Here is a 14,226-nt window from a genome sequence, read left to right as displayed (position 1 = left end):
GGATTTTCGAACGTGATCGGGCAAAGGTTAGAGGTCAGGCAGGGGCAGGGGCTGGTCATCACGCCCCAGCTGCAGCAGGCGATCAAGCTGCTGCAATTGTCGAACCTCGAGCTCGAGGACTTCGTCGAGGCCGAGCTGGAACGCAATCCGCTGCTGCAGCGTGACGAGCCCGAAGGCGAGGGCCCGGATGCGCCCGAGACAGTCGCCCAGGCGGCGCCCGACGGCGAGATGTCCTTCGGCGACGGCGTGGGCCAGGATTCCGTGGCGTCCATGGACGCCGGCTCCGACGACGTCTATGGCGACGCCGCACCCGGAGAACGCACCAGCGACCGCATGACCGACGAGGCCCAGCCCGGCCTTTCCGACTGGTCCAGCGCCGGCAAGGGCGGGTCGGTGTTCGAAGGCGAGGGCGAACGCCCCGACGCCCATGAGCTGACCCTGTGGGAACATCTGCAGGCCCAGGCCTCCTCGGCCGGCTTCTCGCCCGCCGATCATGGCATCGCCCTGACCCTGATCGACGCCACCGACGAGGGCGGCTATCTGCGCGGCGAAATGGCCGAGTTCGCCGACCGGATGGGCGTCACCCTGGAGCGGATCGAAGCCGTCGTCGCCGTCTGTCATGGGTTCGAGCCGACCGGGATCATGGCGCGTTCGGTCCCGGAATGCCTGAAGCTGCAACTGATCGACCGCAACCGGTTCGACCCGGCCATGGCCGCCCTGCTCGACAATCTGGACCTGCTGGCCCGCCGCGATCTTGCGGGCCTGAAGAAAGTCTGCGGCGTCGACGGCGAGGATCTGGCCGAGATGATCGCGGAGCTGAAAGGCCTGACGCCCCGCCCCGGCGCCGGCTTCGGCGGCGAACCGGCCCAGACCGTGGTCCCCGACGTCCATGTCCGGCCCGATCCGGCCGGCGGCTGGCGCGTCGAGCTGAACGCCGACACCCTGCCGCGTCTGCTGGTGGACAAGCGTTATCACGGTCTGGTCCAGGCCGGCGCCCGGTCCGAGACCGAAAAGACCTTCGTCGCCGAATGCGCCGCCCAGGCCAGCTGGCTGGTCAAGTCGCTGGATCAGCGCGCCAAGACCATTCTGAAAGTCTCATCCGAGATCGTGCGCCAGCAGGACGCCTTCCTCGCTTTCGGCGTCGAATTCCTGCGGCCGTTGAATCTGAAGACGGTGGCCGACGCCATCGGCATGCATGAATCGACCGTCAGCCGCGTCACCTCCAACAAATATGTCTCGACTCCGCGCGGAGTGTTCGAGCTGAAATTCTTCTTCACCGCCTCCATCCAGTCGGTCGACGGCGCCTCGACTCATTCCGCCGAGGCGGTCCGTCATCGGATAAAAACCATGATCGACGGCGAGGGCCTGGGGGGGGACGTTTTGTCCGACGACCGGATCGTCGAAATCCTGAAGGAAGCCGGCATAGACATCGCCCGTCGAACCGTGGCCAAGTATCGGGAAGCCTTGAGGATTCCGTCGTCCGTCGAACGTCGCCGGATGATGCGCACCGCCTGAACAGCTTGACCACAAATCGGTGATCCTGATTGACACCAAAAGCGAGTGGGAGCGTTCTATCCGCATGCAAGTCCAAGTCAGCGGCAAGCAAGTGGATGTCGGCGAAGCGTTAGGCTCGCGCATCTCCCAGGAACTCGAAGACGGGGTCGGAAAATACTTCGCCCGCGGCGGTGACGACGCCGAGGTCGTGGTGTCCAAGGACGGCCACAACTTCAAGGTGGACTGTTGGGTCCGCCTCGCGTCGGGTCAGACGCTGGTGACGACCGGGTTCGGCGGCGACGCCCATTCGGCCTTCACCGAAGCGCTGGACCGCCTCGAAACCCGCGTCCGCCGCTACAAGCGTCGGCTCAAGGATCACCACATAGGGCCCAAGGGCCTGTCGCCCGAAAAGACCGAAAACGCCGCCCGCGAAGTCGCTCGCAGCATCGTGCTGCGGGATCCCGACAGCGTTGAGGACGACGTCTTCGGCGATGCGAGCGACAACGACGGCCCCCCGCCCGTGGGCATGGTCATCGCCGAAACCGAGCATGAAATCCGCACCATCACGGTCGGACGGGCGGTCCTGGAACTCGACATGACCGGCTATCCTGTCGTGCTGTTCCGCAACGCCGCGCACGGCGGTCTGGCGGTCGTCTATCGCCGTCCAGACGGCAATGTCGGCTGGATCGACCCGGAGCGGACACGCAAGACGAACGGTCACTAAAGACCACGGCTCAGTTTGACTTTGCCGCGGGAGCCTCTAAACGGGCGCCCGCGGCCGCCAGTCGCTTGTCTGGAGTTGGGTTGCCTATGGATATCGCGGATTTGCTCGCCCCCGACGGCGTGGTTCTGCGCGGCGGCGCGTCGTCCAAGCGTCAGGCGCTTCATGCTGTCGCCGAGGCCGCGTCCCAAGCGCTGGGCATCGACCAGGGCCGGATCTTCGAGGCCCTGCTGGAGCGCGAGGCCCTGGGATCGACAGGCCTGGGGTCCGGGGTCGCCGTTCCCCATGCCCGGTTGAAGGAAATCGACCGGGTCACGGCCGTCTTCGTTCGGCTGGATACGCCTGTGGCCTATGATGCGGTGGACGACCGTCCGGTCGATCTGCTGTTCGCCCTATTCGCCCCGCCCAAGGACGGCGCCGAACATCTGCGGGCGCTGGCTGCGGTGTCGCGGGCTCTGCGATCGCCGGAACTGCGCGACCAGTTGCGTCAGGCCGGGGCGGTGGACGCGATCAAGGCGCTGTTCGTCAAGGACAAGACCCCGGCCCCGGCGGCCTGATCCATACCGGTTGATCCCGGCGGCGAACCAAGCCGCCCTGAATCAGTGAACCGAAACCGGCTCCAGCTCGTGCGCCACGGCGGCGGCGAAGGCGGTGTCGCGATCCAGCATCACGGCCAGACGTTCGCCGTCGGCGCTGTGGACCGCGTACAGCGACTGATCGGGGTCGAAGGCGATATCCTTCATCTCGACCGCCTCTTCCAGCAGATCGGACGCCTTGACCTCGCGCACATAGACGAGGTCGGGCGCGCCCAGGCCGGCGAAATCTTCCTTGGTCATCATCAACGGCGTCATAGGACCGCCTCCTTTGGTTTGACAACGCCCGGATCGCCGGGCGGTTCGAACAGCCGCGCTTTTCAGCCGGCTGTGATGGGAATACGTCGCACCTGGCGCTCGGCCTCGGGACGCAGCAGATCGACGTGCAAGAGGCCGTGCTCCAGCCGCGCGCCCTGAACCTCAAGCCCGTCCGCCAGGACGAAGCTGCGCACGAAGCCGCGCGCCGCGATCCCGCGATGGAGGAAGGCCTGTTCGCCCTTTCCGGCGTCGTCGCGCTTTCCGCCTATGGTCAGCTGGCGGCCTTCCAGGGTGATCGCCAGCTCTTCGGGGGCGAACCCCGCCACCGCCAGACTGATGCGCACCCCGGCGTCGCCGATCTGTTCGACATTGTACGGGGGATAGCTCTCGGCCGCGGCCTTGGCGGCGCGGTCGATCAGGGCGCGGGTGTGGTCGAAGCCCAGCAGAAACGGGCTGTCGAACAGGATGGTGCGGGTCGTCGTCATCTGGGTCCTCGAAAAGCGACCGACCGTGGGCCTCCCGCAATCGGCAAGGCTCCCGGTCACAGATGAAGATGGGGGCGGACGGGGACGGGATCAACCGCCCCGGCCCCCGACGCTGTGGGGCGCTCAGTGGATGGCTTCGCCGTGCTGGGTATAGTCCAGCCCCTCGACCTCTTCGTCCTTGGTGACGCGCAGGCCGGTGGTGAACTTGCAGATCATCAGGACGGCGAAGGTGCCGACCGCGCTCCAGGCGATGGCGCCGCCCAGGCCGATGGCCTGTTTCCACACGGTCGCGCCTTCGGACAGGGCGTTGACGCTGGTGGTGGCGAACAGGCCGGTCAGCAGGGCGCCGACGATCCCGCCGATCCCGTGCACCCCGAAGGCGTCCAGGCTGTCGTCGTATTTCAGCGCGTGCTTCAGCCAGACGGCGCCCGCGTAGCAGGCGGGACCGGCGATCAGGCCGATGAAGAAGGCGCCCTTGGGATCGACGAAGCCGGCGGCCGGGGTGATGGCGACCAGGCCGCCGACGACGCCGGACAACAGGCCCAGCAGGGTCGGACGCTTGCGGTCGAACCACTCGACCGCCATCCAGCCCAGGGCGGCGGCCGCGGCGGCCAGTATGGTGTTGAAGGCGGCGGTGGCGGCCAGGGCGTCGGCCGCGCCGGCCGACCCGGCGTTGAAGCCGATCCAGCCGACCAGCAGCAGGCCGGTGCCGATGGCGCTGTAGACCAGATTGGCGGGGGCCATATTGTCGCGTCCGAAGCCGTGGCGCGGCCCCAGAACCAGGGCGCAGACCAAACCGGCGACGCCTGCGTTGACGTGAACCACCGCCCCGCCCGCGAAGTCGAGCACGCCCAGGCTTCCCAGGTATCCGCCGCCCCAGACCTGGTGGCAGATGGGCGCATAGACGATCAGGTGCCACAGGGCGAAGAACAGCAGGCTGGCCGAGAACTTCATCCGCTCGGCGAAGGCGCCGGCGATCAGGGCCGGGGTGATGATGGCGAAGGTCATCTGGAAACTGACGAACAGCAGTTCCGGCAGGCCCGGCAGCAGACTGTGCGCCGTCTCCATCGTCACCCCGTTCAGGAAGGCCGCCTGGACCCCGCCGACCAGGCCGTTGACCGCATCCGGGCCGGCGCCGAACGACAGGGAATAGCCGACCAGGAACCACAGGACCGAGACGATGGCGAAGGCCGCCGCCGACTGGGCGATGACGCTGATGATGTTCTTCTTACGCACCATGCCGCCGTAGAACAGGGCCAGACCCGGCAGGGTCATCAGCAGCACCAGGGCGGTGGAGGTCAGGATCCAGGCCGTCGCCGCATTGTCGATGACCAGGGGCGCCTGATGCGCCAGCAGGGGCGCGGCGAAGGCCGGGGAGGCGAGCGACGCCGCCCCGGCGACGGCGACTGCGAAAAGGGCGGCGGTTCGGGTCATTTCAGGCGTCTCGGGGAGGAGAGGAAGGAACGGCTCAGGCCTAGGTCTCAGGCAGAAGTCTTAAGCCGTTCCTCCGTCCTGACAATGTCCGTGAGCGGCGTGATGCGAACGAAACGGTCAAGCGTGTTGTCCCAGTCGCCCAACAGCCGGCGCGCCAGGGGCGAACCGGTCGCCGCCAGATGCGCCTCGACCAGGTCGCGCAGCCGTTCGGCGGCCGCCACGTCGAGCGGGGCGATCCCGGCCAGGTCGCCGTTCAGGGCCCGTTGGGCGAAGCCGGGCTGGTCCAGCACGAACAGCTCGCCGCCGCTCATGCCCGCCGCCAGGTTCCAGCCGACCGAGCCCAGCACCACGACCCGGCCGCCGGTCATATATTCGCAGCCGTGGGCGCCCAGGCCCTCGACCACCGCTTCCGCGCCCGAGTTGCGCACCGCGAACCGTTCGCCCGCCGCGCCGGCGACGAACAGCCGGCCCGAGGTGGCGCCGTACAGGGTGGTGTTGCCGCAGATCAGCTGGTCCTCGCGCCATTCGGGCGTGCGGATCGAGATTTCCGCGCCCGACAGACCCTTGCCGACATAGTCGTTGGCCTCGCCGGTCAGGTGCAGCTCCAGCCCCTTGGCGGCGAAGGCGCCGAAGCTCTGGCCCGCGATCCCTTCCAGCCGCAGCTTCAGCCGCCCGGCCGGACCCTGGGCCCCGAAGCGTCGCACGATGGCGGAGGATACGGCGGCGCCGACGGTCCGCTGTGTGTTGTTCAGCGGATAGGACAGTTCCAGCGTCTGGCCGCGATCCAGGAACCGCACCGCGTCCTTCAACACCCGGGCGTCCAGGCTGTCGGCGATGGGCTTGCGGGTCTTGTCGGCCCATTTGCCGGCCGCACCCTCGTCCACCTGAACCAGCAGGGGGTTCAGGTCCAGGTCGTCCAGGTGCGAGCCGCCGCGCCGCACCTGACGCAGCAGGTCGGTGCGGCCGATGATCTCGTCCATCGTCCGGGCGCCGATCGAGGCCAGGATTTCGCGCGTCTCTTCGGCAATGAAGGTGAACAGGTTGACCACCTTGTCCGGGGTGCCGGTGAACTTCTCGCGCAGCCGGTCGTCCTGGGAACAAACGCCGACGGGGCAGGTGTTCGAATGGCACTGGCGCACCATCAGACAGCCCATGGCGATCAGGGCGGCGGTGCCGACGCCGTATTCCTCGGCCCCCAGCATGGCGGCGATGACCACGTCGCGGCCGGTGCGGACCCCGCCGTCAGTGCGCAGGGTCACCGAGCCGCGCAGATTGTTCAGCGTCAGCACCTGGTGGGCCTCGGCCAGGCCGATTTCCCACGGCAGGCCGGCATGCTTGATCGAGGTTTGAGGCGAAGCGCCGGTGCCGCCGTTATGACCGGCGATCAGGATGGCGTCGGCGTTCGCCTTGGCGACACCTGACGCAATGGCGCCGATGCCCGAGGCGGACACCAGTTTCACCGTCACCTTGGCGTCGGGGTTGATGGCCTTCAGATCATAGATCAGCTGGGCCAGGTCCTCGATCGAATAGATGTCGTGGTGCGGCGGCGGGCTGATCAGGGTGGTGCCGGGCACGGCATGGCGCATCCGGGCGATGAACTCGGTCACCTTGAAGCCGGGCAGTTGCCCGCCTTCGCCGGGCTTCGCGCCCTGGGCCACCTTGATCTCGATTTCGCGGCACTGGTTCAGATATTCGGCCGTGACGCCGAACCGACCCGAGGCGACTTGCTTGACCGCCGAGTTGGCGTCGTCGCCGTTGGCGCGCGGGTGATAGCGCTCCGGGTCCTCGCCGCCCTCGCCCGAGACCGAGCGAGCGCCGATGCGGTTCATGGCGATGTTAAGCGTCTCGTGCGCCTCCGGGCCCAGGGCGCCCAGGGACATGGCCTGGGTCAGGAAGCGGCGACGGATGTCCGACACGCTCTCGACCTGATCGACCGGGATGGCGACGCCCTCGCGGAAGTCCAGCAGGTCGCGCAGGGACAGATCGGCCTGGGCGCGGACTGCCTCGGAGAACTGCTTGAACCGGCGATAGTCGCCCCGGTTGCAGGCGTCCTGCAGCAGGTGGATGGTCTTGGCCTCGTGCGCGTGGGCCTCGCCGCCCGAGCGGATCTTGAAAAAGCCGCCGATGGCGGGCGAGGGCAGGGCCTCGCCCCAGGCGACCTTGTGCCGCTTCATCGCCGCCTGCTCCAGACCGGCCAGGCCGATGCCCGAAATGCGCGACGGGGCGCCGGGGAAAAACTCGGCCGTCAGGGCGCGCGACAGGCCCAGCACCTCGAACTCGCAGCCGCCGCGATAGGCGGAGATGACGCTGATCCCCTTGCGGGCCAGGGTCTTGAGCAGGCCCGCCTCGATCCCGTGCTTGTAGTTCAGGCAGGCGTCACGCAGCGTCAGGCCGGGATACAGGCCCCGGTCCAGACGCTCCTGGAACAGGTCCTGGGCCAGCCAGGCGTTGACGGTGGTGGCGCCCACACCGACCAGGACGGCGAACCCGTGCGGGTCGAGAGTCTCGGCCGTGCGCACGACGATCGAGCAATAGGTGCGCAGGCCCGCGCTGGTCAGCCGGCCGTGAACCCCGGCCGTGGCCAGGATCATCGGGGCGGCCAGACGGGTGGCCGAGCCTTCCTGGTCGGTCAGGACGATCAGGGCCGCGCCGTCGCGGGCGGCGGCCTCGGCCTCGTCCATGATCCGATCCAGAGCCGCGCGTAGACCGGCGCCGGGCCGCGACCCCTCGCCGGGCGCGTCGTAGCTGCAGTCGATGATCACGGTCGAACCGGCGCCGACGGTGGCGACCATCCGGTCGTACATGCCGTTGGTCAGGACCGGGCTGTCCAGCACGAAGACGTCTGTCTGGGCCTCTTCCTCGGCCAGGATATTGCCCAGGTTCTTGAACCGGGTCTTCAGGCTCATCGCCCCCGCTTCGCGCAGGGGGTCGATCGGCGGATTGGTCACTTGGCTGAAGTTCTGACGGAAATAGTGCGACAGCGGGCGGGGCAGGGCCGACAGGACGGCGGGCGGGGCGTCGTCGCCCATCGAGCCGACCGCCTCCTTGCCGTCACGCACCAGGGCGTCCAGCAGCAGGTCCAGATCCTCGCGGCTGTAGCCGGCCGCGATCTGGCGGCGGGTCAGGTCCTCGCCCGAGGCCGAGCGGGGCTCCGGGCCGGGGCCGATGATCGGCTCCAGATCGACCATATTGTCCAGCCACTCGGTATAGGGGTGGGCGGCGGCCAGGGCGTCGATGGCCTCGTGCTCGTCGTACAGACGGCCGTGCTTCATATCGACGGCGATCAGCTTGCCGGGGCCGATGTGCAGCCGGCGCTTCACCCGGCTTTCGGGGATAGGCACCAGGCCCGCTTCCGACCCGGCCATCAGCAGGCCGTCGACCGTCTCGACCGCGCGCAGGGGACGCAGGCCGTTGCGGTCCTTGCCCGCCACGATCCAGCGACCGTCGGCGGCGCAGATGGCGGCCGGGCCGTCCCACGGCTCCATGACGGCGTTGCAGTAAGCATAGAAGGCCCGGTGTTCGGCGGGCATGACCACATCGTCCTTGGCCCAGGCCTCGGGGATCAGCAGGGCCTTGGCCATCGGCGCGGGGCGCCCGGCGTGGACCAGCACCTCCATGACATTGTCCAGGGCGGCCGAGTCCGACCCGCCCGGCTGGACGACAGGCTTCACCTCGCGGTCGCGGTCGCCGAAGGCCTGGGCGGCCATGCGGATCTCGTGCGACTTCATCCAGTTCAGATTGCCCTTCAGCGTGTTGATCTCGCCGTTGTGGGCCATCATGCGGAAGGGCTGGGCCAGCTTCCATTCGGGGAAGGTGTTGGTCGAATAGCGCTGGTGGAAGACGGCGTAGGCCGAGACGAAGCGCGGATCCTCCAGGTCGGGGTACAGGTTCCCCAGCAGTTCGGCCCGCACCATGCCCTTGTAGGCGATGGAGCGTGCGGACAGGGTGCAGATATAGACGGCGGCCAGGTTCTCGGTCTTGACCGTCTTCTCGATCCGGCGGCGGCACAGATACAGCTCGCGCTCCAGCGCCTCGCCGTCCAGCGGTTGACCGGCGTCGTCCAGCGGCGGGGCCAGCATGATCTGTTCGATCTCGGGCCGGGTGGCGCCGGCCTTGGTTCCCACGACAGACAGGTCGATGGGGGTCTGGCGCCAGCCGTAGATCCAGAAACCGCCGCGCAGGGCCTCGGTCTCGACGATGGCGCGGGCGCGGTCCTGGGCGCCCAGGTCGGTGCGCGGCAGGAAGACCTGGCCGACGCAGATCGGGCCGGGACGCAGGGACTGACCGATCGAGGCCACCTGGTCGGCGAAGAAGCCCTGGGGCAGTTCGGCCATGATGCCGGCGCCGTCGCCCGACAGGCCGTCGGGATCGACCGCGCCACGGTGGGCCACGGCCTTCAGGCTGCGGATCGCATATTCGACCACGTCGCGGCGCGGGCTGCCGTCGATGGAGCAGACCAGGCCCACGCCGCAGGCGTCGCGCTCGGAGCTGCGATCATAGGCGTGGCCGGCTTCCAGGCGGGCGCGGGTCTCTTCGTACTTGTTCAGCCACTCGGTCATGCCGCGACCTCCTCGGTGCGGGTCTTCAGGTAACGGTCGATCTCGGCGGCGGCGTCCTGGCCTTCGCGGACGGCCCAGACGACCAGCGAGGCGCCGCGCACCGCGTCGCCGGCGGCGAAGACGCCGGGCAGGCTGGTGGCGAAACTGACGGAGCCGACCTTGATCGTGCCGTCGTCGCGCAGACGCAGATCGGGCTCGTGCGCCGCGAAGGGTTCGGGCGAGAAGCCCAGGGCCTCGATGACGATGTCGGCCGGGATGTCGAAGTCGGCGCCGGGAACGGGCACGATGTCGCGCCGCTCGCCAGGGGCCGCCTCGGTCAGTTGCATCCGCGCGGCGCGAACGCCGGTGACGACGTCGCCTTGCGACAGCAGGGCCTTGGGCGCCCCCAGCCATTCGAAGACCACGCCCTCTTCCTCGGCGTTGACCACTTCACGGGCCGAGCCGGGCATGTTCTCGCGGTCGCGGCGATACAGGCAGGTGACGGAGGCCGCCCCCTGGCGCACGGCGGTGCGGACGCAGTCCATGGCCGTGTCGCCGCCGCCGATGACGACGACCCGCTTGCCGCGCGCCTCGTGCCAGCCGTCCTCTTCGGCGTCGCCCAGGTCGCGGCGGTTCTGGTGCGTCAGATAGGACAGGGCCGCGACGGTCGAATCCGGCCCACGGCCGGGCGCCGACAGGATGCGCGGCTGATAGACCCCCATGGCCAGCAGGACCACGTCGTGGCGGTCGCGCAATTCGGTCAGGGTCACATCCTTGCCGACCTCGCAGCCCAGGACGAACTGGACGCCGCCCTCGGCTAAACGATCCACGCGGCGCTGGACGACGTGCTTCTCCAGCTTGAAGCCGGGAATGCCGTAGATCAGCAGGCCGCCGGCCCGGTCGTGCCGGTCATAGACGGTGACCTGATAGCCTTCGGTGCGCAGCCGGTCGGCGGCGGCCAGGCCGGCCGGGCCGGCGCCGACGACGCCCACGCTCTCGCCGCGCTCGGCCTGGGGCCGGATCGGATCGACCCAGCCGTTCGCGAAGGCCTGATCGCCCAGCCAGGCCTCGACCGAGCCGATGGTAACGGCGTCCCAGCCGGACTGGTTCAGGGTGCAGGCCCCTTCGCACAGCCGGTCCTGCGGGCAGATGCGGCCGCAGATTTCGGGCATGGTCGAGGTCAGGGAGGCCACGCGCCACGCCTCGCGCGGCTCGTTCTCAGCCGACAGCCTCAGCCAGTCGGGGATGTTGTTGTGCAGCGGACAGGCGTTCTGACAGAAGGGCACGCCGCAGTCGGTGCAGCGCGACGCCTGTTTCTCGGCCGTCTCGGTCGAGGGTGGAATCGTGATCTCGCCGAAACCGCGGGCGCGCAGTTCGGCGGAGGCCTTCGAGAGGCGGCGTGGTTCGACGACGAAAGTCCCGCCTTGCTTCAGGGTCTTATGCATAACGGGCATATGCCGCAAATGGCATGACTTGCGCAATTACCGTTTGCGTGAGGCTGCAATACCTTGGCAAAAACGCAAAAATAATCCTGATTATGATTGAATGAAATAATTTCATTGCGGATATGACGGCGAACTGCGCATCGCTGATTGGTTCCCTGCTGCGACATTTGGAACCCCTGCCGGGTCGAGGCATTGCCCTTCAATCACACCAGCAAAGGGGGCTTCCATGCCGACATGGACAACGCCAACCGGTCTGGGAGGGTGGCTGACGCTGCTTCTCGGCCTCGTGATCGCCGTCATCGGGTTGATACTCACGGTCGGGGGCGTTCAGCTCGCGGTCCTCGGCGGCTCCTGGTATTATCTGATCGTCGGTCTGGCTCTGATCGCGTCAGGGATTTTGCTGATGTTCCGCGACATCAGAGGCGCCTGGATCTATGGCGCGGCCTTTCTCTTCACCTTGATCTGGGCCCTGTGGGAAAAGGGCCTGGACGGTTGGGCCCTTGTCCCGCGCCTGGTCGGCCCCCTGGTGCTGATGTTCCTGGTCATCGCCACCCTACCGGTGCTGAAGGCGCGAGGCGGCGGCAAGATGGCGGGCGCCGGCGCGGCGGGGCTGGCGGTCCTGACCCTCGTGTTCGGATTTGTCGTGGCCCAGGCCAATCAGGCCCAGGTGGACCGGGTCGTTCCCGGCGTACGCGGCGCCTATAACGACCCCGCCCTGCTGAAGACCGGCGCCGACTGGCCCGCCTGGGGCGGCACCGACAGCGCCCAGCGCTATTCGCCCCTGACCCAGATCAACAAGGACAATGTCGGTCGGCTGGAGCGGGCCTGGACCTTCCGCACCGGCGACCTGCCCGAGGAACGCTGGGGCGCCGAGACCACGCCGCTGAAGATCGGCGACACCGTCTATCTATGCTCGGCCCGCAACAAGCTGTTCGCGCTGGACGCCCGAAACGGCGAGCTGAAATGGGCCTATGACCCGCAGGTCGCCGACGAGAACATCCCCTATACGGCGGCCTGCCGGGGCGTGACCTATCATGCGCGGGCCAATGCCGATCCGGCACAGCCCTGCGCGACGAAGATCATCGAAGGCACGCTGGACGGGCGGATCGTCGCCGTGGACGCCCAGACGGGCCGACCCTGCTCCGGCTTCGGTCAGGACGGCGTCGTCGACATCAAGCGCGGCATGGGCGACCCCTATCCCGGCATGGTGTCCATCACCTCGCCCCCGGTCATCGTGCGCGGCGTGATCGTGACCGGTCACCAGGTGCTGGACGGGCAGAAGCGCTGGAACGCCTCGGGCGTGATCCAGGGCTTCGATGTCGAGACCGGCGAACTGAGCTTCGCCTGGGACATGGTGCGGCCCGACCGCGACGGCCTGCCGCCGGACGGCCAGACCTATACGCTGGGAACCCCCAATATGTGGACGACCGCCACGGGCGACGACGCCCTGGGCCTGGTCTATCTGCCGATGGGCAATTCGTCGGCCGACTACTGGTCCAGCCTGCGCCGGCCCCGGGAAAAGATCTATTCCACGGCCATCGTCGCCCTGGACGTCACCACCGGAAAGCCGCGCTGGCATTTCCAGACGGTCCACAACGACGTCTGGGACTTCGACCTGGGATCCCAGGCGACCCTGATCGACTATCCGACGGCGGGTGGCGTTGTCCCGGCCCTGTTGCTGCCCACCAAACAGGGCGACATGTATGTATTCAACCGCGCCACTGGCCAACTGCTGCACGGCGTGGAGGAACGGCCCGCCCCCACCACCGGCGGCACGGAACAGGGCGAGCGGTCGCCGACCCAGCCCTATTCGCTGTTCGCCACCCTGCGTAAGCCCAACCTGGAAGAACGCGACATGTGGGGCATGTCGCCCATCGACCAGATGATGTGCCGCATCAACTTCAAGAAGGCCGATTACCAGGGCTACTACACCCCGCCGTCGACCAACCACTACATCAACTATCCCGGCTATAACGGCGGTTCGGACTGGGGCGGGGTGGCGGTCGATCCGGTGCGGGGCGTGATCGTCGCCAACTATAACGACATGCCCAACTACAACCGGCTGGTGCCCCGCAAGGAGGCGAACGAGAAGGGCTGGTTCCCACGCGACGACCCCCGCTACCTCACCCAGAAGGAACAGGCGACGGTGCGCGGCGGCAGTCTGTCCAAGGGCGAGGGCGCCGGGGATCCGCAGATCGGCGTGCCCTACGCCATCGACGTCAACGCCGGCTGGCGGGTGAAGTGGACGGGCCTGTTGTGCAAGGAGCCCCCGTACGGCGGCATCACCGCGATCGACATGCGCACCGGCCAGACCCTGTGGGACCGTCCGTTCGGCACGGCGCGCAAGAACGGGCCCTGGGGCATTCCCTCGCACCTGCCGCTGGAGATCGGCACGCCGAACAATGGCGGGTCGGTGGTCACGGCCGGCGGCCTGATCTTCATCGCCGCCGCCACCGACGACCTGATCCGCGCCATCGACATAGAGACCGGCGAGACCATCTGGTCCGACGTCCTGCCGGCCGGCGGACAGGCCAATCCGATGGTCTATGAACAGGACGGCCGCCAGTATCTGGTCATCACCGCCGGGGGCCACCACTTCATGGAAACCCCCAGGGGCGACTATGTGATCGCCTATGCCCTGCCCCAGGGCAGAGCATAGGCATAGTTTTTAGGCCTATCGCGCTTCGCGCTGCTTGAGGCCCGCTCGTCGCCGTCGGTCAGAGTTTGGCGCGCACCGCTTGTATCGTCCGCGCCAGCCGCTCGGCGTCGATGTGGCCCAGCCGCGTGGCCACGGCCGCGTCTATGGTGGCGATCTTGGCGGGTCGAATCAGCGACGGCGCTGGCAGGCCGGCGGCGGCGTAATCGTTGTCCAGCGGCACATCGTCCGCCCATCGGCGATTGTCGGCGCTGGTGATCATCACGACCCACAACAGCCGGTCCGCATCGCCCAGCGGGCCGTTGGAGACGACCAAGGCGGGGCGGTGCTGGCGGGTGTTGCGGTGGGTGTAGGGGAAGGGGACGCGAACGACGTCGCCGCGCTTAAAGCTTGGCATAGGCCTTGCGGTCCGCGTCACTGTCCCACTCGTCGAAGGCGCCGAACGGATCGTCGGCCGGCGCGCGCCACGCCTTGCTCAGGATCACCCGGTCGCCGTCCAGGTCATACTGGATTTCGTCGCCGTCCTGCAGATTCAAGGCGGCGCGCACGGCCTGCGGGATGGTGGTCTGGGCCTTGGATGTCAGGCGGCTCTTGATCATGGC

General features: G+C 68.0%; 11 protein-coding genes. 4 read left to right on the top strand and 7 right to left on the bottom strand.

The annotated features are described in order from the left end of the window. The first annotated feature begins 12 nt into the window (after positions 1 to 12). The 3 genes from rpoN (at position 13) to ptsN (ending at position 2,772) form a co-directional block, all read left to right on the top strand. Complete coding sequence (gene rpoN / locus H2037_RS10220; protein WP_292121195.1) at positions 13 to 1,515, top strand: RNA polymerase factor sigma-54; 1,503 nt, start codon at positions 13 to 15, stop codon at positions 1,513 to 1,515. 64 nt (positions 1,516 to 1,579) lie between these two features. Beyond that, the gene (gene raiA / locus H2037_RS10215; protein WP_292121192.1) at positions 1,580 to 2,218 is read left to right on the top strand and encodes a ribosome-associated translation inhibitor RaiA; all 639 of its coding nucleotides are present in this window, start codon (positions 1,580 to 1,582) and stop codon (positions 2,216 to 2,218) included. Between the two features lie 86 nt (positions 2,219 to 2,304). Next, entirely contained in the window at positions 2,305 to 2,772 is a 468-nt protein-coding gene (gene ptsN / locus H2037_RS10210; RefSeq protein ID WP_292121189.1) for a PTS IIA-like nitrogen regulatory protein PtsN, read from the top strand. A gap of 42 nt (positions 2,773 to 2,814) precedes the next feature. On the opposite strand, the gene H2037_RS10205 is transcribed toward ptsN, so the two are convergent. The 5 genes from H2037_RS10205 to H2037_RS10185 form a co-directional block, all read right to left on the bottom strand. Further along, on the bottom strand, positions 2,815 to 3,066 hold the full coding sequence (locus H2037_RS10205) for a DUF1150 domain-containing protein (RefSeq protein WP_292121186.1): 252 nt from the start codon (positions 3,064 to 3,066) through the stop codon (positions 2,815 to 2,817). A gap of 62 nt (positions 3,067 to 3,128) precedes the next feature. After that, the gene (locus H2037_RS10200) at positions 3,129 to 3,551 is read right to left on the bottom strand and encodes an Hsp20 family protein (protein ID WP_292121183.1); all 423 of its coding nucleotides are present in this window, start codon (positions 3,549 to 3,551) and stop codon (positions 3,129 to 3,131) included. A 123-nt stretch (positions 3,552 to 3,674) separates the two neighbouring features. Then, complete coding sequence (locus H2037_RS10195) at positions 3,675 to 4,985, bottom strand: ammonium transporter (protein WP_292121180.1); 1,311 nt, start codon at positions 4,983 to 4,985, stop codon at positions 3,675 to 3,677. Between the two features lie 47 nt (positions 4,986 to 5,032). Then, positions 5,033 to 9,544 (bottom strand): glutamate synthase large subunit, encoded by a 4,512-nt coding sequence (gltB, locus tag H2037_RS10190; protein ID WP_292121178.1) that lies wholly within the window; start codon positions 9,542 to 9,544, stop codon positions 5,033 to 5,035. Then, entirely contained in the window at positions 9,541 to 10,968 is a 1,428-nt protein-coding gene (locus tag H2037_RS10185) for an NAD(P)-dependent oxidoreductase (RefSeq protein WP_292121175.1), read from the bottom strand. The genes gltB and H2037_RS10185 overlap by 4 nt, the downstream gene beginning before the upstream one ends. A 226-nt stretch (positions 10,969 to 11,194) precedes the next feature. Between H2037_RS10185 and H2037_RS10180 the strand changes: the two genes are divergently transcribed. Further along, positions 11,195 to 13,627, top strand: a complete 2,433-nt coding sequence (locus tag H2037_RS10180) for a membrane-bound PQQ-dependent dehydrogenase, glucose/quinate/shikimate family (RefSeq protein WP_292121174.1) — start codon at positions 11,195 to 11,197, stop codon at positions 13,625 to 13,627. A 58-nt stretch (positions 13,628 to 13,685) separates the two neighbouring features. On the opposite strand, the gene H2037_RS10175 is transcribed toward H2037_RS10180, so the two are convergent. Together H2037_RS10175 and H2037_RS10170 are read right to left on the bottom strand one after the other, a co-directional pair. Continuing rightward, the gene (locus H2037_RS10175) at positions 13,686 to 14,021 is read right to left on the bottom strand and encodes a type II toxin-antitoxin system PemK/MazF family toxin (RefSeq protein WP_292121171.1); all 336 of its coding nucleotides are present in this window, start codon (positions 14,019 to 14,021) and stop codon (positions 13,686 to 13,688) included. Further along, on the bottom strand, positions 14,008 to 14,223 hold the full coding sequence (locus H2037_RS10170) for a type II toxin-antitoxin system PrlF family antitoxin (protein ID WP_292121168.1): 216 nt from the start codon (positions 14,221 to 14,223) through the stop codon (positions 14,008 to 14,010). Before H2037_RS10170 ends, H2037_RS10175 begins: the two co-directional genes overlap by 14 nt. Positions 14,224 to 14,226: the final 3 nt, after the last annotated feature.

The sequence above is a fragment of the Brevundimonas sp. genome (assembly GCF_013912065.1).
Lineage (GTDB): Bacteria > Pseudomonadota > Alphaproteobacteria > Caulobacterales > Caulobacteraceae > Brevundimonas.
This window is presented reverse-complemented; position numbering and strand designations above follow the sequence as displayed.